Source organism: Collinsella aerofaciens (genome assembly GCF_025289055.1).
In the GTDB taxonomy this organism is placed as follows: domain Bacteria; phylum Actinomycetota; class Coriobacteriia; order Coriobacteriales; family Coriobacteriaceae; genus Collinsella.
Genome location: NZ_JAESIQ010000002.1, coordinates 61,793 through 84,331, shown reverse-complemented (window position 1 = coordinate 84,331; position 22,539 = coordinate 61,793). Strand labels below are relative to the sequence as shown.

Below are 22,539 nucleotides of genomic sequence, written 5' to 3'. Positions count from 1 at the left end.
TAATCTAGCTACGCCGTCTTCTTACGTCCAAATAGTTCGTCCCAGTTACTGGCTGCCAAAACTGTTCCGCATACAATTACAACGCAGCAGATTACGGATGCCATGTCGGGAATTGTTCCAAGCAAGATCAGGCCAAAGACCACTGACCATGCCGAATAGGAGATATTCAGAGCCATCGCACGCGCTGCTCCGATTGCCGCAATGCCCTTGTAATAGAACAGATAGGATGCAGTTCCTGCGAGTCCGGCGAGTGCAATAATCAATGTGGGCATGCTTGGGATAGCGCCCAACGTGAAATGCCATGCTCCGAAGAGGGGGAGTACGAGCGCTCCATAAACAAGCGCACTTGTAGTTTCGCGGATTTGCAAAGCTGTTTCGTCATCAACGGCATCATCTTTCATTCCCCATGCGCACAGCACCGCTTCGGATCCCCATCCAATAACGGCAAGCACCGCGCCGAGTAAGCCGAGGGGGGCATTTGCAATCTCGCTCGATCCGGCCGATAGATAGCCCATCGTCATTACACCGCAAAGAGCAACGAGAAGGGAAAGAATCTGGCCTTTGCCCATTTTCTCCTTCAGCAGTACGAAGGAAAGGAATGCTCCGACTGCGGGATAGAAGGCGGAGATGATTGCCGTGTAGGCAGCTCCGATGTTATTAATTGCCAATACGTAGCCGGTCATTCCGATAGGTCCACCGAGTAGGGCGCCGGCGATGACGACCTTGCCCGAACGAGTTTTAAGTGCAGCGAGCGTGTCTTTTAGTCTGCCTCGGACTCCCATGTAGCCAAAGAGCCAAATTGCACAGAAGGCATCATGGAGAAAGGATCCCGCAATGGAGGCGCATGCAAGCGCTTCCGCCGATCCAATATAGGGCGCAAGCGCCAAGCCGATTCCAAGAATTACTGTATCAAGGCCCCAAAGAAGACCGCTAAAAAAGCCGAATTGCATCGTTACTCACCTTTCCGATAGATCTCCAGTGCCTTTTTGAGGTATTTGGCACCGTAATTGAAGTAGATATAGAGCCATTCGCCCACGAAGTCGCCTTCGGCTTCTTTCAGAAGAGACCAGAGGTACCAGCACCATCCTGCAAGGGCAATGTGCGCATAGTTATGCGCAATTTCGTTGTTTGTTGCCTTGCGCCCAAAATATGCATCAAGCGCGCGGTCGACTTCATCTTCGGAAAGCTCACAGCAGACACTGCACGTTCCAAAATCGTTCGCGTAATCGCTCATGCCAGCATATTCCCAGTCAATGAGATAGTACTTGTCGTTTTCATCGATAAGGAAATTGAGGTAAAAGAAGTCATTGTGACAAAGGCATTTTGGCGCATTGTCGGCCTGAACAAAGTGCTCCAATTCATCGATTTCGGCGGCCATTTCCCTGTAGCCTGGAATGTCGATGGGACCTTTTTCCAGAAGAAGTGATTCGTAGCGCTTCGCTTCGAGGTAGAAGTCAAATTCGGTTTCGACATTTGCAACGCTCTCGTGAAGCGAACGACACATCTGCATCATTCGATTCATTTGGGCAGCATCGTGCGGATCAGGCTGCTTTGCGTTGGGTACAAACTTCGAAATTTTCCAACCGCGCTTTGGGTCCTCATGAATGAACGTATCGTCAAGGCCGAGTTCCTTGGCCTTTTTAAGTGCGGCTACTTCTCCATTTCTGTTAATAAGCAGTTCGGTTCCGACTCCCGGATGGCGGTAAACGTACTCTCCATCATTGGTTCTAAAGTGGCACGATAGATTCGTAAGGCCTTGTTTAAGGGGATAAACGTCGTGAATCTCTGATTTGGAACAGCCGAGCACTTGCTCGATGTTATCGAAAATGTCGGAGTCAACGTTTTCGATAAAATGCGGATCAAAGACACGCAGCTCATCAAGAGAATCGAATTCGTTAATCTCGCCCTCAGGATACTTTTTGATCACCATATCGAGCTCCTTGATGTGCTCGATATATAGATCTTCCCAAAGCTTGTCCGTTGTTTCGGGCTTGTTATATTCCGTTTCAAGAATCTGCTTAAATGCAAGTGAGAAGGCTTTATCAAAGTAGACATGTCCGAGCATATACCAAGCATCGGAACCGCCAATCGTAACATTGGTGATTCTATCCATTGCTCCCGTTTGAATGCACCATTCTTTGGTGGCGCCTTCAGCATATTGAGCAGAATAAAATGCTTTCCAAACATATGCTTCAAACGGATTGTTTAGAAGGTAATCATCGCTTGAGCAAATGTAGGTGTTGCCAAGCCGCTCTTTTACGCACATAAGCGATGCGTGGTTATTTTTGGATGCGTATTCGTTGTTGACGACAATCGAAACGCCGAACTTGCTTTCAAGATAGAAGAAATACTCTTTTTTATAGCCGACAACGACGGTGATATTGCTGATACCCGCGTCTTGCAGCTGCCTAATCTGACGCTCAATGAGAATCTCACCACGTACTTTTAAAAGGCCTTTGGGCTTTTCATACGAAATAGGAGCAAAGCGGCTCGAAAGCCCCGCAGCTAATATCACTGCGTTTTCAACCTTATAGGGGTGAAGTGCTTCGTAACCATTGTCGGTTAGGCTGTCCGATTCGAGAAGGCCCTCATTCGTAAGCTCTTTATTTGCTGCGTTTACTGATCCAAGTGAAAGGCCGGTGCGCTCGGCGACTTCTCGCTGGCTGGCATATGGGTTCTTTAAGTATTCGTATAGAACTGTAAAGTTACGCTTGGTCAGTTCCACTGCAGGCCTCCAATTAAGATGTTCATTGCTTAGGGAAAGAATAGAATGATTGAACGTTATGTTCAATTTAATATATTAATCTACATAGACTGAACAGACAGTAACGAAAATCAATCTTGGAATGTGGATTAAAATAAATAAATGAGATATCTGGGAGGGTCGCTTATGTATCGATTCGAAAAGAAGGCCACGCTTGTTTGTGCTGCTGCGTCATTAATCACTGCTTGCTGCTTGCCCCTGAGTGCGAATGTCGCGTTTGCACAGGATTCCGTTGAGGCTCAGAGTATTGAGTCAAAAGCGGTTTTTTCTTCTGTGGTTTCCGATGATTTGCAACCTGATAATTCTTCCGTCATAAAAGATGGCTGGCAACGAGACGAGTCGTCTGGAGTTTGGTATTACGGAAAAAACGGTAAACACCAAACTGGCTGGCTGCAAAGCGGGGGCTATTGGTATTGGCTTGATCCAGCCAATGATGGTGCAATGCAGACAGGTTATTTCAATGTGACCGATGCTGGCGGATCGACTGCTTCGTTTTATGCGAATGACGGCAATGCCGCAACGCCTTTTGGCGCGCTATATCAGAACTGCTGGCTACGTAACTCAGATGGAAATTGGTTTTATGCCAATGCTGGAGGCGATTTAGCTGCTGGTTGGTTTTATCAAGACGGCACATGGTATTACCTGGATCCTGCCACCCATATAATGCAGGTTGGTTTTGTCGACCTCGGGAGCGGGAAATACTATTTAGATGCCACTGGTGCTATGAAAACCGGCTGGATTCTCGTTGACGGGAATTGGTACTGGGCTTATTCATCGGGTGCCCTTGCTTCGTCATGGCAAACGATAGGTGGGGCTCGCTATTATTTTGACCCACAGACGTTCATCATGTTTAAGGGTCGTCAAAAGATTGATGGAAGAACCTACATTTTTGGTGACTATGGTCTCGCAAATGGATGGTACAAAGACGGAGTAGATTGGTATTACTGCACTAACGGTATTGCGGCCACTGACTGGAAACTCGTTAACGGCGCTTGGTATTATCTCGACCCAGCTTCCGATGGTAAGATGTCCGTTGGGTATTTAGACCTTGGCAATGCAGCTTATTATTTAAAGCCTAACGGGGCTATGGCTGTTGGTTGGGCTCAGGTCGAGGACGGCTGGTATTTCGCCTCCCAATCTGGTGCACTTATTTCTGGCTGGTATAAAGAAGGCACAAGCTGGTATTACCTGGACCCTGTTAGCCATCTCATGAAAACGGGCTTATTTGAGGTGGACGGCAACGATTGTTTTGCAAACCAGAGCGGTAGGCTTGTGGTTTCAAGTTGGGTTACCGTTAATGATGGCGTTGATAGATACGCTGATGATAATGGATATCTTTGCAAGGATGTGATTCGCGAAAATGGCACTATCCTAAAAACCGCTGGAGCTGATGGTTGGCAGGTTGCGTCCGGCTGGGTTAATGTCGCAAATCTAAGGTTTTACGCTGAGCCCGGAACGGGTGCCATTCATCTTGGATGGCTACAGATTGACGGCGATTGGTATTGGCTTGATGCCGATTCTGGCGTGTTGAAGACCGGATGGGTTTTTACTGGCGGTGCATGGTATTACCTAAATGCTGACGGAAAAATGGCAACTGGTTGGAAATGCCTGAATGGAACATGGTATTACCTTGAGTCCAATGGAAGCATGCATGTTGGCTGGCTTAAAGATTCGGGTAAGTGGTATTGGTTAGACGGCAGCGGCGCTATGGCAACGGGCGCAAGGACCATCGATGGCGTTCGTCGAGTTTTCTGGAGCGATGGCCAGTGCGACAAAGTTGGCTGGCAAAATCCATCCCAGTATCCTCAGGTCAGTTCTTGGACTGTTCAGCTGCCTAGCTATTGCACCGGATACTTTACCTATGTGACCCCTTCTCGCATCTCTGTCGAGGCAACGCGGGAAGATTGCGTGAACGCCTTTATCCAGCGCGCCTATGAGTATATTGGTACGCAATATATTGAGCCTTGGTCTACCGCTCCCGGTGGAGCTGTTGATTGCTCTGGTTTTGTCTTGCAGTGCCTTTATGCTACTGGCATGGATATGGGTGTTTACAACCCTTATAACCATCGCTGGGATCCAAGCCAAACCTACAATTCCATGAATTGGTATCGAAGTAATATCTTTATGCCCGTGAGTGCGAACTCAATTCAGCGTGGCGATGTGATTTATTATCGCGGGCATATCGCAATTGCACTTGGCGGCGGTATGATGATTGACTCCTGGCCTCATCAGGGCGTCGGAATTCATTCCATTAGCGCAAGGGGAAATGTGATCGGCGCAGCCCGTCCGTTTATTTAATTGATTTGCTGCAAGCCGGTCGATATCGGTTGGGGGCCTGGAATGAATGTCTGGATTGAACATCGAATTTGTTGGCGAGTAATTGGCTTGATGCTATTTTCCGCCTTGCTCTCAGTTTCCGTCCCCGCATTTTCTTGCACTGCCTATGCCGTGGAAGAGGGGGCGGATAACGGTGTCGTAGAGCGCGACTCGACAGGAGGGTCGGGAGCATTTGTCGGTGGCGGTTGCTCTCAAGACTCCAGTGATTGTGCCGGCAAAACAACGGAAGATTCGAGCCTACAGGTTGTCGAAAGTCAAGACCTGTCGACGACAGAAAAACTATCTGGATGGCAATGGAACGGTTTGTCCTGGTACTACTATCTTGACGGCTGTCGTTTGACCGGAATGCAGAATATTGACGACTCGTTGTACTACTTGGACTCCGCTCGTGATGGCGCAATGAGCTGCGGCTGGATTTTTACTGAAAATAAGTGGTATTACGCGGGTCCATCAGGCGCTTTGGCAAGTGGTTGGCAGTTTATCGGAGGCCAATGGTACTGGTTTGACTCCCTTGACAGCTGTTCTATGGCTACTGGTCGACGTGTTATTGATGGGCACCCTTATCTTCTTGGAACCTATGGACTGATTAATGGTTGGTGCCTTGATAACGGTTTATGGTATTGGGGTAACAATGGTGAAGTCTTAACCGGCTGGTTTCAAACTAGCAATAATTGGTATTGGCTTGATCCCGCCAATGATGGTGTTATGTCTAGAGGAATCGTTTCTGTCGGTTCGTCTCTTTACTATTTATCGGATTCCGGCGCAATGGCTGTTGGTTGGGCGTTTGATGGGACGGACTGGTATTACGCTGACGGTTCCGGCGCACTTGCATCGGGCTGGCGTTTGGTGAACGGCGTTTGGTATTGGCTCGATGTCGCAAATGACAATAGAATGGCTACCGGCTTTTATGTCATCGGATCCAACCGGTATCATTTTTCTTCAACGGGAGCGTTGTCACTTGGCTGGTTTATGAGCAATGGAGACTGGTATTACGCTGAGCCTTCTCAAGCGTCGGGCATTATAAAGACTGAATGGCTGAAGGACGGTGGTCAATACTATTATCTCGATCCTGCCGCCGACGGTAAAATGCTTCTTGATCATTTTTCTGTAAATGGGAAAAGCTATTATGCAAAAGCTTCAGGCGCTGTTGCTTGTCGTGAATGGGTAGATGTCCAGGACTCGGTTCAGGATGAGCCATCTAAGGCTTTTGCTGGTTCTGATTGCTCATTGTGTGGAGCATTGCGTAATGGAAAACTGTTTACATCAAACGGCGATGGCGAATTGGTCGAAGCTCACGGGTTTGTGATGCTTGGAGGCTGTAAGTTCTATGCTGATCCAACCGATGGCTCCCCCTGCGCTGGATGGAAGAACGTTAACGGAAAATGGTACTTTTTTGATGAGACCGCTGGCTATGCACGATCTGGCTGGCTGTACAAGGATGGCTCCTGGTTCTATTTAGATCCGTCCACTTATGCTATGAAAACCGGTTGGGTTGCCGTTAACGGATCTTGGTATTACCTGAATTCGTCTGGTTTCATGCAGACGGGATGGCTCAATCTGGGCGGCACCTGGTATTGGCTTGACGCTAGCGGCGCTATGGCTACTGGCTGGCGCGTTGTGGACGGGTCCTGGAATTACTTTATGGCAAACGGCGCGTGGGTGTCAGACTATATGGATGCTAAAGCTCAAAGTTATTCAAGCAATACAAATTGGCTGATACTTGTCGATACGTCGCGTTGCATTACGAGTATTTACACTGGATCTTGGAATAACTGGTCCTTAAACCGTCGATATGTATGTTCGACGGGAAAAGCTAGCACACCTACGGTGATAGGGGAGTATCAAGTCTACGGAAAGGGATATTCCTTTGGGCATGGATATACTTGCTATTACTACACGCAGTTCTATGGTGATTACTTATTCCATTCCTCACCCTACTACGTCAACAGCAACCGCGTGATGGATCCCACGATGGGCGTTTCATCCTCTGCTGGATGCGTACGCCTTGAGATTCAGAATGCAAAATGGATTTACGATAACATTCCTTATGGAACAAAGGTTGTTACTTATTGATATTAGGCACTCGTTTTAAGAGACAGGGATAAATACTCTATTTTTAAAAGAGTTTCTTTTAACTGAGGGTGCTTTGATAATCTTTAGCAATGAATTTGGGAGGATTTTTGGAAATAGAAATGGGAAATGATATTGGCGTATGCGTACTTCTCTCAGCTTATAAACCCGATCTTAAGTTTTTCGCGGAACAACTTGATTCGATAGATAAACAAACGTTTCCGCTTACGCTTCTAGTTAGAAATGACTGCCCTGAATCGGATTCATTAGAGCGGTTTATCCAAGCGCATATAACGAAAAACGCCTATCGGTATTATCACGGTGATAATAATCTCGGTTATGTCAAATCGTTCGAGGCGCTGCTCTCCTTGGCGGAAGGGGATTACGTAGTACTTTGCGATCAGGATGATATTTGGGAGCCTAATAGAGTTGAAGTTTCGCTCAACCATATGCTAGAAGAAGGCTCAATTCTAGATGTTTGTGATAGATCGGTAATTGACGAAAACGGAAATATTCTGGTAAAGAGTTATAGGAAAGCTCATCCTAATTCGCCGGAAGTAAATTGGTGCTCTGGAGAGGATATTACTGTACAGGCCGCAAGCGTATGTTACGGCATTGGTATGGCTCTCATGTTAGATGCGAGTGCGGCGAAGTCGATGATTCCCTTTCCGGAATCGACTGCACATGACTTGTGGTTGACATTGGGTTGCAGTGAACTGGGGAAGTGCAGCTTTACTATGACTCCTTTGGTTAAGTATCGTCGACATGGTGGTAACGAAACTGGATTCCTTGCAGGTGTTTCTTCAAAAGATGATTGGTATTCGACAAGAGTTAAAAACAGGGTTGATACTGCTAGGCGATTTGCCGATAGATTTCCCGATTCACCGCATCTAAAGGAAATATTGGGGTTCGCTGAAGCAAGGGAGCGGCGCTCCATAATTGGTTTACTTAAATACCGACGAGCTTGCCCGTCTATCGCTAAAGCAGATATCATTATACGTCTTGTGCCGAATTGGCTGTTTATTTTGATTTTAAAAGAACTTAAAGCTGCGAGATAGCTCCGTATCCTCATTTCGACAGGTTTAGAAGGGCGCTTATATTTGTGAAGGCCACAGAGAAGACTCTTTCGATTAAACATAATATGTTCTGGAATACCGTCGGTTCGTTGACTAATTTAGGCTGTCAGTGGCTTATCACCATTTTGGTCGTTCGGCTGTCTGATGGATATAGTGCTGCAGGCATTTATTCGCTGGCTATGTCTATTTTCAACATGTTTTCTCAATTAGCCCAATACAGGATGTACACGGTGCAAATTGCAGATGTTGAAAGGAAAAACTCTGCTGGTGAATACCTGACTTTTCGTTTCTTTACTACTTTTATAGCGTTTGCAATGTTAGCCGTCTATTCCATTGCAACGTGTCGTATTGGTACGGTGCCCGCTATTCTTCTGTATGCTCTCTATAAAACCGCTGGCTTAGTCATTGATGTCATGCATGCTAATGATCAGGTTGGTCATAGGATGGACTATATTGGGAAATCCCTCATAATGCAGGGCATCGGCTCTCTCCTTTCATTCATTCTTGTCTTTGGATTTTTTAATAGCCTCGAAGGTGCACTGTTGCTTATGACGGTAGTGACAATAGGCATCGGAGTTATTTACGATTATCCAAGATCAAATCGGATTTCTGCAATCAAGCTTGGAATTAGCCGAGCGAAGGTCAGAGCCTTCCTATGTAGCTGTTTGCCCATCGTTCTGGGCGGCATTGCTGCTTCTGCGGCGCCGAATATTCCCAGGCAGTATTTATCTTATTCATTCGGAGATTCTGCTCTGGGTATTTATGCATCAGTTGCTGCACCTGTGGCAATTATCCAAATGGGTGCGACCTATATTTATAATCCTTTATTAGGTTATCTAGTAGAGCGTTACCATTCTAGAGAAAAGTCCTTTTTTTCGCTCATAGGTAAAATACTTGCTGGCATCTTTTTTGTCGGTGTCATATCTTCAGTTGCCCTTTTCTTTTTCGGTAAATTATTGCTGTCACTGTTTTATGGCGCTGGAATAGCTAAACATACCGATCTCCTTCAGCCTATGTTGGCTTGTGCCTTTTTGACTGGCATCGCTTGGTTTGTCAACGATTTGTTGGTTTCTCTTGATAATTACCGAGGGGTATTTGTTGGCAGCATGCTGTCCTTAATTAGTGCTGTCGCTGTTATGGCTCCTGCGCAAATGCTGTTTGGCTTAAATGGCCCTACTGTATCGGCGCTTATATCCAATGCCATTTGCCTTATTTATCAGTCTTCTGTTTTGGGGAAACAGACGCAACAATGGTTCGGGGAAAAGAGATAGGCCGATGATGTCTAAAGCTCACGCGCTATTAAAGCTTCAAAACACTGAATTGGATATCCTTCAGGTTGTCGCCGCATTCTGCTCTAAGCACGGCATCAGGTGGTGGCTTGACGGTGGAACATGTTTAGGAGCAATGCGTCATAGGGGGTTTATCCCTTGGGATGATGATATAGATATCGGAATGATGCGTTCAGATTATGACCGCTTTTGCTCTTTAGCCGAGGGTGGGTTACCGGAAGGATATTCGCTCCATACATCGCGGAATACTACTGGCTATGCTGCGATGTTTGCTAAGGTGTATCGCGATGGAACTCGCTTCGAGAATCAAGAGGCTCGAGAGGCTTCCAGTTCGATGGGCATTTTTGTCGACATCTTTCCATATGACCAGCTCTATACAGATAAACGCCTTCGTGCAAAGCAAGTCCGAACTGCATCAATTGCACAGAAAAGAGCCTATTTATATCATTCTTCTTCCATTGTTGTCCCTCATAAAGGGTTCCTTGGTCAACTCGAGCAAATTGGTTGTTCTGCTATGCACGTGGTGGAACAACTGGTTTCTCGAGGCGCATGCTCTTACCAGGATTTGTTCGATTCCTGTATTGCCGACTCAAATACGGGTGAGGTCTCTGATTACTGTCTGACGTTAAGCTGGCCGAATATGGCGCCAGTGCCTATTTCAGAGATTTTCCCTCTGAGCAGCGCGGTTTTCGAAGGCAGTGAATTCCCTGTTCCTCGTATGACGGATAAATATCTTACAACGATGTATGGCGATTGGAAAAAAATACCGTCACCGGATAATCGACATACCCATCTTCCGCTCTTGCTCGACTTTGGAGATGGGGAAGTCTGGACGGCACAGAATTAAGGATATGACATCTATATCAGATGAGGTTATGTGATGAGCTCCTCTATTTGTATTTTCACTCACCATTATCACCCGCAACTTAGTGGAATTGGTAATTTTGTCGATGGTCTCGCTCATGCCTTGACTGCACGCGGCGATAGGGTGGTTATCGTTACTAATGATTCGATGCGCGTGGGAGTCGGTCATTCAGTCGAAAACGGCCTGGAGGTAATTCGTCTTCCTTGCATTCCGTTACTTGATGGAAGACTTCCTCTTCCCAAAAAAACCAGTGATTATTACCGACTCCTGCAAACCCTTGATGATTATGAGTGGAATGGTGTTCTGATAAACACGAGACTTTTCCCTCTCTCGCTCGAAGGGCTGAGGTTTGCTGCGGATCATAGTGCTAAGGCTGTCGTTCTCGACCACGGCTCAGCGTATCTTTCCTTCAATCAGCCACTCCTTGATTTTTTTGTGCGCCGATATGAGGATTGGATTACGGATCGCGTAAAGACGTTTGACCCTGATTTCTATGGGATTTCTTCTAAAAGTGTTGAATGGCTTCAGCACTTTAATATCACTGCAAAGGGCGTCATTTCAAACTCAATCAATGCCTCATTCTATAGGAGTATTTCTTCGGGGAGAGATTTCCGATCTGAATTAGGTATCCCTCAGTCATCTTTGGTTGTAGCTTTTGTCGGGCGGCTTATTCCTGAAAAGGGAATTAATTCAATTATTGAGGCGGCTCGCACAAAAGATATTACCAAGCGTGATATTTGTTTTGTTCTTGCAGGGGATGGTCCGCTGGCTAATGAGGTCAAGGAAGCCTGTTCGTCTAACTTGTTTTGGCTTGGGAGATGTAACACAGAGGATATTTCTTCCTTACTTCAGCAAGCAGATGTGCTTTGTCTTCCAACTCGTTCCGAAGGCTTTTCAACGGTACTTCTTGAAGCTTCAGCCTGCGGAACGCCTGCAGTGGTAACAGATGTGGGCGGGGCACGCGAGCTTATCTTAGATGATAGCTACGGCACAATAATTCGGTCCATGGCATCTGATGAGGTGGTTTCGGCATTATGCAGGCTTTTTGATGATCGAGAGCTGCTTTCTCTTCAGTCTCGAAACTCTAGGGCGCTTGTTGAAAGTCGATATAACTGGGATGCCACTGCTATGGATGTCGAGAAGGCGTTTTGTATTTGCTAAGTGATACTTGGCTGGCTTTTGTTCGGATGAAGTTGATAATCAAGGGCTTTTGTTCGGCTTTTGCGTGAAGTTGGATATAAGTGCCGATTTTGGTATTGTCGATTCCTCCTATTTCATGAATATTTGCTCGCTTGAGCACCGCTGAATATCAAGAAGCACGCCGCTGTTATTGCGCCTGGCTTTGGGGCCGACATGGGTCTCGGCGCCTATTTATTGCTAGCGTCCGGCGTCGCGTCGCTGCTGCATGTTGGCCTCGCCTGTATCAACCCAGACCGTGTTTCTTTAAGCTAGTGCCAAAGATTAAGGCTATCGTTGGGATGGGGGGGATAGTTGGAGCAGTTTTGTCCGATTAGAATGGCGTCGAAGTCTTATGCACCGCGCAATTGGGCGAGAGCCGCAGCGGATTTGTATCTCGCGATGGCAGATGGGGGCTCCAGGTGAACGTCAGCTGTATGCCAGCCGTGCAAACTAAATATCCAAGCTTGAGATGTAACTTCGCGATGGTTAGTCCGGATGCTGTAAACTTTATTCATTACTAGACAGTGCGTTGGACTGTAAGGGCCGCATTTTCTTCGAGCGTCGCTAAGGGCCAACTATTATTTGGAATGGATGAAACTCGATTGTCATTTGCTTTAACAAAAGATTCAAAAGGATATCCGCGTGTTCTGGTAATTATTCCCGCTTATAACGAGCAGGAATGCATTCTCAATACCGTTGCTTCTATTAAGGCTGCTGGATATGACTATGTCGTAATTAACGACGGCTCACAGGATGGGACACTTAGGCTTTGTCGAGAGCATGATGTCAACATATTGGATCTCCCACAGAACCTTGGTATCGGTGGGGCGGTCCAGGCGGGGCATAAGTATGCTCAGAGATTTGGCTATGATATTGACATTCAGGTTGACGGCGATGGCCAACATGATCCTTCTTATATACCTGAGCTTGTTAAGCTGATTGAGGGTGGGGCGAGTCTGGCGATAGGCTCTCGATTCTTGGTCGAGACCGACGGTTTCCAATCAACCTTTATGCGTCGTGTTGGAATCAGGTGGCTCTCTTTTTTGCTTAAGTTGCTTACAGGTAAGGCGGTCACCGATCCCACTTCTGGCTTTAGAGCCTGCAATAAAGACGCCATCGACTTATTCTGCAAGAGCTATCCTGATGATTATCCGGAGCCGGAATCGATAGCTTTGGCTATGAAGCTTGGTCTCCCCGTTATGGAGGCACCTGTAAAGATGAATGAGCGCCAGGGCGGGCGTTCATCCATTGGGGTCCTCTCTTCCGTCTACTACATGATTAAAGTTACGCTTGCTATTGTCCTTGTGTGTTGGATCCATAGGGGAGACCAATAATGAATTTTTTTCTAAGGATTGGGGCAGCCATCTTTTTTGGTGGGTTCCTCGTTTATGTTCTTCGACTCGTATCCAAAGGAAAGATGCTTCTTAAGTATTCTTTGCTTTGGATTTTAATGTGCATGGCGGCCTTGCTTTGTGATTTATTCCCTCAGCTTATTTTTTATTGCTCCACGGCTATTGGGTTTGTTAACCCGGCCAATTTCCTCTTCCTGGGTGCAATTGTGCTGTTGCTTGCAATCTCTCTATCCCTTAGCGTTGCGGTGAGCCGTCATGTTTTGGCAATCAAAAGCCTTACACAAAGGATTGCCTTGCTCGAAAAAGAGCTTGAGAATCGGTTGGATTATTATGACTGAGCTTGATACAATTATTTGCTTCAGTTTACTTTTAGTTCTTCAATGTTGCTAGTTGAGGAAAGTGGAAATCTGCCTTATACAAACGTTGCTTATACCCTTTGCTGAGGTCTGGATCGGTACCAAATCCGATGATTCTCATCGCGGGTTGCCATTTGCTTGTCAATGGAGGCGATATCCCTGCTCCGGCTGCAATGTTGTTTCAGCTGTTATGTCGTGGTCGAATAGTTTTGTATTAATAATGTAGAACAGATAATAGAATCAGCCGGAGGACTCCATTACAAAAGAGCGTAATTCCATTATCGAGCCATTTAGGTTAATTTCGATGTGGTGTGTAGTTACACATCATTTTGTAATGCATAATGCAGATGATGTATCGGTTTTTGCTAGCCCTTTAACCCGTTAAATTTATTAGGACGATATCACTGACCTGGTGGCTGAACTACTACCACACTACCGCTACGCCCCAGTGGGGCTGGGTTTTAAATACGCCTTTGGAATGATATTGCTTTGGCTATCTTGCGGAAAACAATCTCGAAGAAGAGTGGGCTCCTTGACGTAGGTCGCGTCGAGCCAGACGTAGGGCACTGGCGAGCCCTCGAGCGGCCTTCCGTACAGATCCTCGATGCCTGGTCCAGGCTCGAGGCGATGGCGCTCACCTGGTCCTTCGAGAGCCTGGAGACGCCTATCTTCTCGGCTACCCTCTGCACCTTGCGGGTGCTCGTGCCGGTGGCGTACATCTCGGCGACGGCGGCAACGAGGGCGCGGTCCACGCGCCGGTGGAGCTCGATCACGTCGTCCGGGAAGAAGCTGCCGGAGCGGAGCTTCGGGATGCGCAGCGTCAGCGTGCCGGCGCAGGTGCGAGCGACCTCTCGCGGTAGCCGTTTCGGCTGTTCGCCCCGCCACCGCTCAGCTGGTCGGCCTCGGCGTCCATCGCGGCGTTCACGACCTGTTTGGCGAGTTTGGGGAGCAGCTCCCGCATGTCGATGGCGCCGTCGCTGAAACGGGGCATGGCGAGTATGTCCGGCGCCGGGTCTGACAAGATTTACATAGCGATCTTCGTCCTTTCCCGGAACCTGTTGTTGTGGTGATTTCTGGTTCCGGGACGAAGGCCGTTTTTCGTTAAACGGGCACTAAGGGGTCACCCTTGCACCAACATTTTCGGCGCGATCCATGAGATTGAATTCCGCCATTCTTTTTGGATGCCAATGTGCTTGCTAGTATACTGATACCAGTATTTTTAATTGCGTTCTATTGGTTTCTCGATTATAAGGATTTTTATGACAAGTTCCATAAGATGTAAGCCTTTATTTGTTTTGTTTGCCGTTTTTTTCGCATTCTATTCAGTCTATTGGTATCTAAATAATCCGAGATTACTTGTACTGCTTACAATTACCATCTCGTCGATTCTAATTCTTGGCCTTTGCGCTGCATATGCTAAGGTGTACCATCGTCTTAAAAGTGAATGGGTATTCTTGGCGCTGCTTATAGCATTTCTAATTATTTTTATCTTTATCTTTCCTCCGTTTACGGTTCCGGATGAAGGCCATCATTTTTTTTCAACTTATTGGATGGTTGATAGTCTTCCATTCAATGCGCATGTGACAAATGATGGTGGTTTTCTAGTACGGGATATCGATCTTTCCCTTTATAAGGGTCGCCAGAGTAACGCCATTGACTCCTCTTCATTTGATTCGATTATTCAGAATTATGCTCTGTTTGAGAATGGGAAGTGGACTCCATTCAATGAGTTCTCATTTAGCGTCAGTAGTGAGAACGTTTCTGCGAAAATAGGATCTATCGTTGGGCTGCAAATCGGTCTGTTTTTCGGACTTGGTGCCTATCCTGTGTTCTATATGGGGCGCATTGGTTCGGCTCTGGTTTTTTGCTTTTGTGCGTTCCAGGCATACAGGATTGCACCTAAGGGCAAATCGGTTATTGTTTTTGTTTCGCTTCTGCCTATGACGCTTCACTTGGCTGCTTCATACTCTTATGATTCAGGAATTATTGCGTACTCGCTTTTAGTATTCGCTTGTCTAATGCGCGGTTTTTTTGGAGAGCAGAAATCAATAGGTTGTAAAGAAATCGTCATTTATTTAATTATTTCGGCGTTTTTGGCTCCGTGTAAGGTTGTTTATTCTGGGTTGATATTACTTGGTTTGCTTGTGCCCCTTTCGCAGTTCCAAGATGTGAAAGTCGGACGTATCGGTAAGTGCATACTGATCTTTGCTGTTATAGCCTCCGTTCTAGTGCTGCGCATAGCATCAATGAGTACATTGGTGTCTCAGTCTTCAGATGCCTCTCGTGGCCAAGAGATCGGGCGGTTTTATACGCTCAGTGACATCATCATGCATCCAAAGAATAGCTTCGAGGTCTTTTTTAGGACATTAGATTCCCTAGGAGATTTCTATTGGGGATCCACCTTAGGTTATTCGCTTGGATGGCTCCAGAAAAACTTGCAGTTTCCAGCCTTTTTTATGATTCCTTATTTGTTGTTTGGGTTTATTTGTTGTTTGGATTCCGAAGATGAGCCCTCTTTTCTCAGCCCCATTTGTTCCATTCTGTTTATTATCGCTTTTGCTTTGGCTGCCCTTGGTTCCATTGTATCTATGTGGTTGGGCTGGACGTTCAATTACGAGAATGTAATACAGGGCGTTCAAGGACGATATTTTCTTCCTGTTCTACCAGCTTTGTTGTTTGGGTCGAGAACGCGCTTGTTTAAATTCAACTCATCTTCGCTTTCTGTCGTCTCTTTTGGCATGTGCGTGATGAATTGTTTATATCTTATTCGTTTTATTAGTATTGCATCCTGTGTGTAGGCCTTTGCGTAATGCTCTCGGGTTTTTTCTGCTATCTAACAGTTTAGATAGCAGGCGATGATTCGGACGCCGCAGGGTCCCCGAAAGCTATGCTTTTCCAAGCCAAGCAGAGACTTTGACCGAGCGCTGGGTTGGCATGCGAGAGGCCAACATGAGGCCGTGCCGCGGGGCGGACCGCAGGTAGCAAAACGGCACCGGAGCCCATGTCGGGCCCGGTGCCCAAGCGCGATATCGACGGCGCAGTTTCGCGATATTCAACAGCGCCCAAATGAGTAAATACTCATTATCTATAAATGATAATAACGATTCGCGGGTTCCCCGACGGTGAAGTTTGGATTCATATAAGGATCGCCTTTGACGTAATACTTAGCCCATCGATAATTCATGTACGCGACCTCTTTGTGGAAGCGAATCTGCTTCTCCGTATTGTTTTCAACGCCTCTAGAAATCGACTCGTAGTGATAGAGCTCGACTTCGGGTGTGTATACAATTAGGTCGTTGATCTCGCGTAGCTTTAAGCAAAAGTCAACGTCATTAAATGCAACTTGAAGCTCTTCCGTGAAACCTCCGACTTTCTCATATTCATCACGCTTGGTCATTATGCAAGCTGCGGTGACGGCGCTGAAGTCTTGTTGTGCATCGTTGAGTGCAAAGTAGCCCCAGTTATCCCTTGGCATGCTTTGGCAAAGATGTCCTGCCACGCCACCAGTGACGCATAAGCCCGCGTGCTGGATGGTGTTGTCGGGATAGTAGAGTTTTGCACCAACTGCGCCAACATCCTCACGTGCGCAGATGCCAAGCATAGTCTCAATCCAATTGGGCGTAATTACCTCAGTATCGTTATTCAACAGCAAGAGATAGTCGCCCTTGGCGTGAGCAACGCCAAAGTTCATGAGCTTGGAGAAATTGAATTCGTGCTTCCAAGTTACAAGACGAACGATGTCAGGATATTTTGCTTGCAACTTATCGTAATAATCGAACGTCTCCTTTTCTGTGCTGTTGTTTTCGATTATGACAAGCTCGAAATTGTCGTACGTTGATTTCTCAACAATTGACTTAATGCAGTTGTCCAGAATGTTGGCGTGGTCTTTAGTTGGAATGATAATTGACACGAGTGGATGGGAATCTGGCACAGCGTAGGTTACTTTATATGTAAAGGGACGACGCGCTTGTTCGACCTTCGCATTGAGCCCAAGCCTGTCCAAATGACTCTGGACCGCTTTGATACCTGCGATAGTGGCATACGGCTTGCTATCGGCATTTGCTGCGGTGGAGGTCTCGCTTAGGCGCCAGTGATATAGAACCTTTGCAACATGATGAACTTTCCTTGCCTTTTCCACGGCGTGGAGAGTCAGATTATGATCCTGTGCTCCATCGAACTCTTTCGTGTTCGGTTCTAGAGTGTCAAGCAGAGACTTACGGATGGTAAGCATATGGCAGATATAGTTATTGTTTCTGAGCAGATCGATATTGAAATCCGGCTTAAAGAACGGCTGCGCTAGCATTCCATCGGGCATGAGTTTATCTTCATCACAATAAAGAAGATCGACGTCATCATTGTTTTCAATTGCCTCGGCATATGAGAACAACAAGTCCGGTTCAAGAATATCGTCATGGTCAAAGAAGCTAACGAAATCACCCGAAGCGATGGCAACGCCGGCGTTTGTGTTTTCGGAAATGCCCTTATTCTCGGTAAGGTTAATTGATTTAATTCTGTTGTCGTGGGCCGTCTCCTGCTCAACGCGAGCCTTTAGTTCCTGATTGTCAGGACTTGCATTAACTAGGATGAGCTCCCAGTTTGCATAAGACTGGTTTTTTACGGATTCGGCCATATCGTTAAAGAACGAAATGGGTGTGTTGTATAGAGGGACAATAATGCTGAACTTCGGAGCGCTGTTGAAGACGATTTTTCTCTGCTTCTCCAGAGCGCCGATAGTTGCCTTATGATCCGTGAACCATTCGGGGTATTCAGGGTCAAACTGCGCATGGGTAAAGAGAAAGTTGGTCTCCTCAAGAAGCAAGCCTAGCTTATCGGGTGTTAAGCAGTCGAATGCACTGAATGATGGGTGATTTTGATCGTCAATAATAAAGTAGTAACGATCGAACGCCTTTGGCATTCGAATTGAGAGCTGCGTTTCAAGCTGCTTTTTCTCAGACGTAAATCCAACGCTTGTTACATTCGAGCCGAAATTGACGATGCTCAAATTAACTTCATTAAGGGTTCGATCGAAACAACGAAGTTTGATTTGCGAGTCGCTACGATAAGGAGTTCTCACCGTGCACCTAAGAATATAGTCGCTTGAATCTTCGATGCACTGCCAGAAATCAATCGTTGCCATGTCAAACTCTGAAACGTCATCGTAGTTTCGGAGTTTGCTGCACATGTCAGGTTTAATTTTGTAGTTAAGGCGCGACTCCCATTTGATGTTCTTGCAATTGAGCGAAAGGGAGTCGCTGCTCAGGGTGCGACCGTCTTGGCCGATTTCGCTAAACTCAATTTTGATGGTGCGAGCATCGGGATCGGGGACTACAAGGACGTATGAGTTCGAGTCACAACTATTGTCCCGGAATTTTAGGAGGGATAAAGGTGAGCGGCGGTTATCGTCTGTAGCCGCCTGGGCTGTTACGCTGGAGCCTTTATGGATGCCTTCAATCTTAAGCTGCTGGTAGATTTTCCAGTTTCCTCTGCATACTCCGGTTGTTTCGACTCGCATTGTTTGCCTTTCGTTTGTTGGACACTGCTCATTGTACTTTTTCATTTGTTGCCTCGCTAGAAATGCAGAAAGAGTTGCGTGTTTCTGCTGTCCGATTTAAATAAGAAGACGGGGAGGTTGCTGCCGGTGCGTATAATTTAATTAACTATGCATCTGTAATCAGCGGCTTTTGCTCAACGATTGTCAATCGAGAGGATTTTTATGAAAGGCATCATCCTCGCCGGCGGGTCCGGCACGCGCCTGTACCCGCTCACGCTCGTGACCTCCAAGCAGCTGCTGCCGGTCTACGACAAGCCCATGATCTACTACCCGCTCAGCACCCTCATGCTGGCGGGCATCCGGGACATCCTGGTCATCTCCACGCCGACCGACCTCCCCAACTTCGAGCGCCTGCTCGGGGACGGCTCGCGCTACGGCGTGAACCTCTCCTACGCCGAGCAGCCGAGCCCCGACGGCCTGGCGCAGGCCTTCACCATCGGCGAGGGGTTCATCGCCGGCGAGCCGTGCGCGCTGGTGCTCGGCGACAACATCTTCTACGGCAACGGGCTCAGCCGCCACCTGACGCGCGCCGTCCAGAACGCCGAGTCGGGCCGCGCCACGGTCTTCGGCTACCACGTGGACGACCCCGAGCGCTTCGGCGTCGTGGAGTTCGACGGCGAGGGGAGGGCCGTCTCCATCGAGGAGAAGCCCGAGTGCCCCAAGAGCTCCTACGCCGTAACCGGCCTGTACTTCTACCCGGGCGACGTGGCCGCCAAGGCGCACGAGGTGAGGCCCTCGGCCCGCGGCGAGCTGGAGATCACCACGCTTAACCAGATGTACCTGGAGGAGGGGACGCTGTCCGTGGTGACCCTGGGCCGCGGCTACGCGTGGCTGGACACCGGCACCATGGAGAGCCTGCACGAGGCCGCGGAGTTCGTCCGCGCCGTGGAGCACTCCCAGGACCTGCCGGTCTCGGTCCCCGAGGAGATCGCCTGGGAGAACGGCTGGATCACGACCGCCGAGCTGGAGGAGGCCGCCAAGGCCTACGGCAAGTCGGTCTACGGCCAGCACCTGAAGAAGGTCGCCGCCGGCGAGATCGTCAACAGCCCGCGCGAGTACTAGCGCAAGCTTGTTTTCTTTCAGGGGTCACCGTTTATCTGGTGGCCCCTTTCGTTATGATTACGTTGACCATAAAGACAATATGATTGGGAGTGGATGTGTTAAGCGTCTACTTTGGCGATATGCCAGAAGCGATTTACAACACAGCGACATATTTCAAAAACTCTTACCGGTCTTCTTGGATTACGGATCTCTATGCAGTCTCGATAATTAAAGATGTCGATCGATCGGTTGTTGTCTCCGAAAACGTCATCGAAAGCCCTGTGCTTGGATCCATCTCCCCACTCCAGCTTTCTGGTGGCGTGAAAACGCTGCTGCTTATGAGATTTGATCGTAAGCATATTTTTAACGCTTCTACCTGTGGTGACAACTGTGCCAAGTGGATTCTCGACATGGCGAAAGACCGCAAGCTCGTTGTGAATCTCTATCATGTGATGGACTTTGGCCGCGAGGATTTTAAAATCAAAGTCGTGAACAGCGGCCGAATCGTTCATAACATGGCCGAATTGATTCACGAGTCGATTCCGTATCTGTAGGTGCTGCTTATGAACGGTTCGCATCTTGTTAAGATTTCCCGCCGTAGGGGAACCAAGTACACATTTACCATCAAGCGGAACATCACTATTGTGCGTGGCGATAGCGGCACGGGTAAGACGACGCTGTTTGACATGGTCGCAGACTACATGCGAACGGGCGAGCAGTCGGGCGTTTCCTTGCAATGCGATTGTCCCTGTGTCGCCTTGACCGATTATGATTGGCGAAACCAGCTTTCGTCCGTTCATGACTCGATTGTATTTGTCGATGAGGGCTTAAAAGAGATTCATTCTGATGAGTTTGCCCATCATGTGCTGTATTCCTCGAATTATTTCGTGCTGATCTCAAGGGCTGATTTCCCCAATCTTCCGTATAGCGTGGATGAGATTTACAAGATTAAGACGAGCGGAAAATACCATTCTTTCGTCCCTGTTTATCAAGATCGCGGGAATCATCGTTATGCTATTTCCCGGTCGGCGCCAAAACAGGACTTTTCTATCCTTCTATGCGAGGACAGTAAGTCTGGTTTTCAGTTCTTTAAACGGCATTTTGCTGACAGTGAGCTTACCTGTACTTCGGCCATGACGAACAGCGCGATTTTGGGCTGGTTGGATCAGCATCTCGACGATCGCGTGTTTGTTGTCGCGGACGGGGCGGCATTTGGGTGCTATGCGGACCGTGTCCTTAAGCTGCAAGACATTCACCGCGATACTGTTACGGTTTGTCTTCCCGAATCATTCGAGTGGCTTCTACTGAGCTCCGGCGTAATTTCAGGGCTAGATGTTAAGACGGTTTTGGAAACCCCAGAAGCCTTTGTAAACAGTGAGAAGTTTAAAAGCTGGGAGGATTTCTTCTATAAGTACTTACGTGAAATAACTGGGGATTCGGTTTTTCACTACGACAAAGACTGCATTTCGGAGGCGTTTTGTACAGGAGGTAATTCTGCGAAGGTTATGGCTCTTATCGCATGCCGAAATGTCCGATAGTTTTGTTGAATAGCGTCGCGGCGTCACTTCCTGCGGCATACTAAAGAAGCTGTACATGCTTCAGATTGGATTTTCATGTCTGAGATTTTCGAACCCAAGAATATCATCGTCACTGGCGGCTGCGGCTTCATCGGCAGCAACTTCGTGCACTACGTGGTCAACAACCACCCCGAGGTGCACGTCACCGTCCTGGACAAGCTGACCTACGCCGGCAACCCCGAGAACATCGCGGGCCTGCCCTCCGACCGCGTGGAGCTCGTCGTGGGCGACATCTGCGACGCGGAGCTCCTGGACCGCATCGTCCCGGGCCACGACGCCATCGTGCACTACGCCGCGGAGTCCCACAACGACAACTCCATAGCCGACCCCGAGCCCTTCCTGCGCACGAACGTCGAGGGCACCTTCCGCCTGCTGGAGGCCGTCCGCAAGCACGGCGTCCGCTACCACCACGTCTCCACCGACGAGGTCTACGGCGACCTGGCGCTCGACGACCCGGCCAAGTTCACCGAGGAGACGCCGTACCGCCCGAGCAGCCCGTACTCGAGCACCAAGGCGTCCTCTGACATGCTGGTCCGCGCATGGACCCGCACCTACGGCCTGCGCACCACGATCTCCAACTGCTCCAACAACTACGGCCCCTACCAGCACGTGGAGAAGTTCATCCCCAGGCAGATCACCAACATCGTCGACGGCGTGCGCCCCAAGCTCTACGGCCGCGGCGAGAACGTCCGCGACTGGATCCACACCGAGGACCACTCCTCGGCCGTCTGGGACATCCTCACGAAGGGCCGCATGGGGGAGACCTACCTCATCGGCGCCGACGGCGAGAAGAACAACATCACCGTGCTGCGCATGATCCTCGAGGCGATGGGCCGCGACCCCGAGGACTTCGACTGGGTCGCCGACCGCCCCGGCCACGACCGCCGCTACGCCATCGACTCGACCAAGCTGCAGCGCGAGCTGGGCTGGAGGCCGGCCCACACCGACTTCGCCGAGGGGCTCAAGGCCACCATCGACTGGTACGTCGCCAACGAGTCCTGGTGGCGCCCGGCCAAGGAGGCCACCGAGGCGCGCTACCGCGCGCAGGGGCAGTAGGCCGAACCCCGGCGAACCGCACCGCG

General features: G+C 48.4%; 18 protein-coding genes. 13 read left to right on the top strand and 5 right to left on the bottom strand.

The features are described from left to right. Positions 1–8 precede the first annotated feature (8 nt). A complete protein-coding gene (locus JMJ97_RS01310) occupies positions 9–950 on the bottom strand; it encodes a DMT family transporter (protein ID WP_117655878.1) in 942 nt (313 codons plus the stop codon). 2 nt (positions 951–952) lie between these two features. Then, a complete protein-coding gene (locus tag JMJ97_RS01305; protein WP_260698878.1) occupies positions 953–2,725 on the bottom strand; it encodes a phosphocholine cytidylyltransferase/choline kinase family protein in 1,773 nt (590 codons plus the stop codon). Positions 2,726–2,890: 165 nt separating this feature from the next. On the opposite strand from JMJ97_RS01305, the gene JMJ97_RS01300 reads away from it, so the two are divergent. From JMJ97_RS01300 to JMJ97_RS01265, 8 genes are all read left to right on the top strand, one after another. Beyond that, positions 2,891–5,062, top strand: coding sequence for an NlpC/P60 family protein (locus JMJ97_RS01300; protein WP_260698877.1), 2,172 nt, complete (start codon positions 2,891–2,893; stop codon positions 5,060–5,062). Positions 5,063–5,104: 42 nt separating this feature from the next. Then, positions 5,105–7,174 carry a L,D-transpeptidase family protein gene (locus tag JMJ97_RS01295; protein ID WP_260698876.1) on the top strand — a complete coding sequence of 690 codons (2,070 nt, stop codon included), beginning with the start codon at positions 5,105–5,107 and terminating at the stop codon, positions 7,172–7,174. Positions 7,175–7,281: 107 nt separating this feature from the next. Then, the gene (locus JMJ97_RS01290) at positions 7,282–8,229 is read left to right on the top strand and encodes a glycosyltransferase (RefSeq protein ID WP_158566237.1); all 948 of its coding nucleotides are present in this window, start codon (positions 7,282–7,284) and stop codon (positions 8,227–8,229) included. Positions 8,230–8,273: 44 nt separating this feature from the next. After that, positions 8,274–9,518: an MATE family efflux transporter gene (locus tag JMJ97_RS01285; RefSeq protein WP_147326478.1), complete on the top strand. Its 1,245-nt coding sequence runs from the start codon at positions 8,274–8,276 to the stop codon at positions 9,516–9,518. A gap of 7 nt (positions 9,519–9,525) precedes the next feature. Beyond that, positions 9,526–10,383: a LicD family protein gene (locus JMJ97_RS01280; RefSeq protein WP_260698875.1), complete on the top strand. Its 858-nt coding sequence runs from the start codon at positions 9,526–9,528 to the stop codon at positions 10,381–10,383. 33 nt (positions 10,384–10,416) lie between these two features. After that, entirely contained in the window at positions 10,417–11,562 is a 1,146-nt protein-coding gene (locus tag JMJ97_RS01275) for a glycosyltransferase family 4 protein (RefSeq protein WP_117798345.1), read from the top strand. A 605-nt stretch (positions 11,563–12,167) separates the two neighbouring features. Further along, entirely contained in the window at positions 12,168–12,914 is a 747-nt protein-coding gene (locus tag JMJ97_RS01270) for a glycosyltransferase family 2 protein (protein WP_117840741.1), read from the top strand. Further along, entirely contained in the window at positions 12,914–13,270 is a 357-nt protein-coding gene (locus JMJ97_RS01265) for a DUF2304 domain-containing protein (RefSeq protein ID WP_117840743.1), read from the top strand. The genes JMJ97_RS01270 and JMJ97_RS01265 overlap by 1 nt, the downstream gene beginning before the upstream one ends. 479 nt (positions 13,271–13,749) lie before the next feature. Here JMJ97_RS01265 and JMJ97_RS09710 read toward each other — a convergent pair whose 3' ends face one another. Together JMJ97_RS09710 and JMJ97_RS09705 are read right to left on the bottom strand one after the other, a co-directional pair. Beyond that, positions 13,750–14,100 carry a transposase gene (locus JMJ97_RS09710; RefSeq protein WP_260698903.1) on the bottom strand — a complete coding sequence of 117 codons (351 nt, stop codon included), beginning with the start codon at positions 14,098–14,100 and terminating at the stop codon, positions 13,750–13,752. An 8-nt stretch (positions 14,101–14,108) separates the two neighbouring features. Then, complete coding sequence (locus JMJ97_RS09705) at positions 14,109–14,279, bottom strand: hypothetical protein (protein ID WP_260698874.1); 171 nt, start codon at positions 14,277–14,279, stop codon at positions 14,109–14,111. A gap of 268 nt (positions 14,280–14,547) precedes the next feature. On the opposite strand from JMJ97_RS09705, the gene JMJ97_RS01250 reads away from it, so the two are divergent. Then, on the top strand, positions 14,548–16,086 hold the full coding sequence (locus JMJ97_RS01250; protein ID WP_260698873.1) for a DUF2142 domain-containing protein: 1,539 nt from the start codon (positions 14,548–14,550) through the stop codon (positions 16,084–16,086). A gap of 287 nt (positions 16,087–16,373) precedes the next feature. On the opposite strand, the gene JMJ97_RS01245 is transcribed toward JMJ97_RS01250, so the two are convergent. Continuing rightward, entirely contained in the window at positions 16,374–18,845 is a 2,472-nt protein-coding gene (locus JMJ97_RS01245; protein WP_117840296.1) for a glycosyltransferase family 2 protein, read from the bottom strand. Between the two features lie 156 nt (positions 18,846–19,001). On the opposite strand from JMJ97_RS01245, the gene rfbA reads away from it, so the two are divergent. The 4 genes from rfbA to rfbB all read left to right on the top strand — a co-directional run bounded on the left by rfbA (position 19,002) and on the right by rfbB (position 22,513). Beyond that, positions 19,002–19,901: a glucose-1-phosphate thymidylyltransferase RfbA gene (gene rfbA / locus JMJ97_RS01240; RefSeq protein WP_260698872.1), complete on the top strand. Its 900-nt coding sequence runs from the start codon at positions 19,002–19,004 to the stop codon at positions 19,899–19,901. Between the two features lie 95 nt (positions 19,902–19,996). Next, complete coding sequence (locus tag JMJ97_RS01235) at positions 19,997–20,434, top strand: DUF4869 domain-containing protein (RefSeq protein ID WP_260698871.1); 438 nt, start codon at positions 19,997–19,999, stop codon at positions 20,432–20,434. Between the two features lie 9 nt (positions 20,435–20,443). Then, positions 20,444–21,418 (top strand): hypothetical protein, encoded by a 975-nt coding sequence (locus tag JMJ97_RS01230; RefSeq protein ID WP_117840298.1) that lies wholly within the window; start codon positions 20,444–20,446, stop codon positions 21,416–21,418. A 75-nt stretch (positions 21,419–21,493) separates the two neighbouring features. Then, positions 21,494–22,513, top strand: a complete 1,020-nt coding sequence (gene rfbB / locus JMJ97_RS01225; protein ID WP_260698870.1) for a dTDP-glucose 4,6-dehydratase — start codon at positions 21,494–21,496, stop codon at positions 22,511–22,513. Positions 22,514–22,539 lie beyond the last annotated feature (26 nt).

Coding starts and splice junctions, on each gene's coding strand:
- JMJ97_RS01280 (WP_260698875.1), top strand. CDS start 9,526: ATGTCTAAAGCTCACGCGCTATTAAAGCTTCAAAACACTGAATTGGAT.
- rfbA (WP_260698872.1), top strand. CDS start 19,002: ATGAAAGGCATCATCCTCGCCGGCGGGTCCGGCACGCGCCTGTACCCG.
- JMJ97_RS01275 (WP_117798345.1), top strand. CDS start 10,417: ATGAGCTCCTCTATTTGTATTTTCACTCACCATTATCACCCGCAACTT.
- JMJ97_RS01295 (WP_260698876.1), top strand. CDS start 5,105: ATGAATGTCTGGATTGAACATCGAATTTGTTGGCGAGTAATTGGCTTG.
- JMJ97_RS01245 (WP_117840296.1), bottom strand. CDS start 18,845: ATGAAAAAGTACAATGAGCAGTGTCCAACAAACGAAAGGCAAACAATG.
- JMJ97_RS01310 (WP_117655878.1), bottom strand. CDS start 950: ATGCAATTCGGCTTTTTTAGCGGTCTTCTTTGGGGCCTTGATACAGTA.
- JMJ97_RS01300 (WP_260698877.1), top strand. CDS start 2,891: ATGTATCGATTCGAAAAGAAGGCCACGCTTGTTTGTGCTGCTGCGTCA.
- rfbB (WP_260698870.1), top strand. CDS start 21,494: ATGTCTGAGATTTTCGAACCCAAGAATATCATCGTCACTGGCGGCTGC.
- JMJ97_RS01250 (WP_260698873.1), top strand. CDS start 14,548: ATGACAAGTTCCATAAGATGTAAGCCTTTATTTGTTTTGTTTGCCGTT.
- JMJ97_RS09705 (WP_260698874.1), bottom strand. CDS start 14,279: ATGCCCCGTTTCAGCGACGGCGCCATCGACATGCGGGAGCTGCTCCCC.
- JMJ97_RS01270 (WP_117840741.1), top strand. CDS start 12,168: ATGGATGAAACTCGATTGTCATTTGCTTTAACAAAAGATTCAAAAGGA.
- JMJ97_RS01230 (WP_117840298.1), top strand. CDS start 20,444: ATGAACGGTTCGCATCTTGTTAAGATTTCCCGCCGTAGGGGAACCAAG.
- JMJ97_RS01265 (WP_117840743.1), top strand. CDS start 12,914: ATGAATTTTTTTCTAAGGATTGGGGCAGCCATCTTTTTTGGTGGGTTC.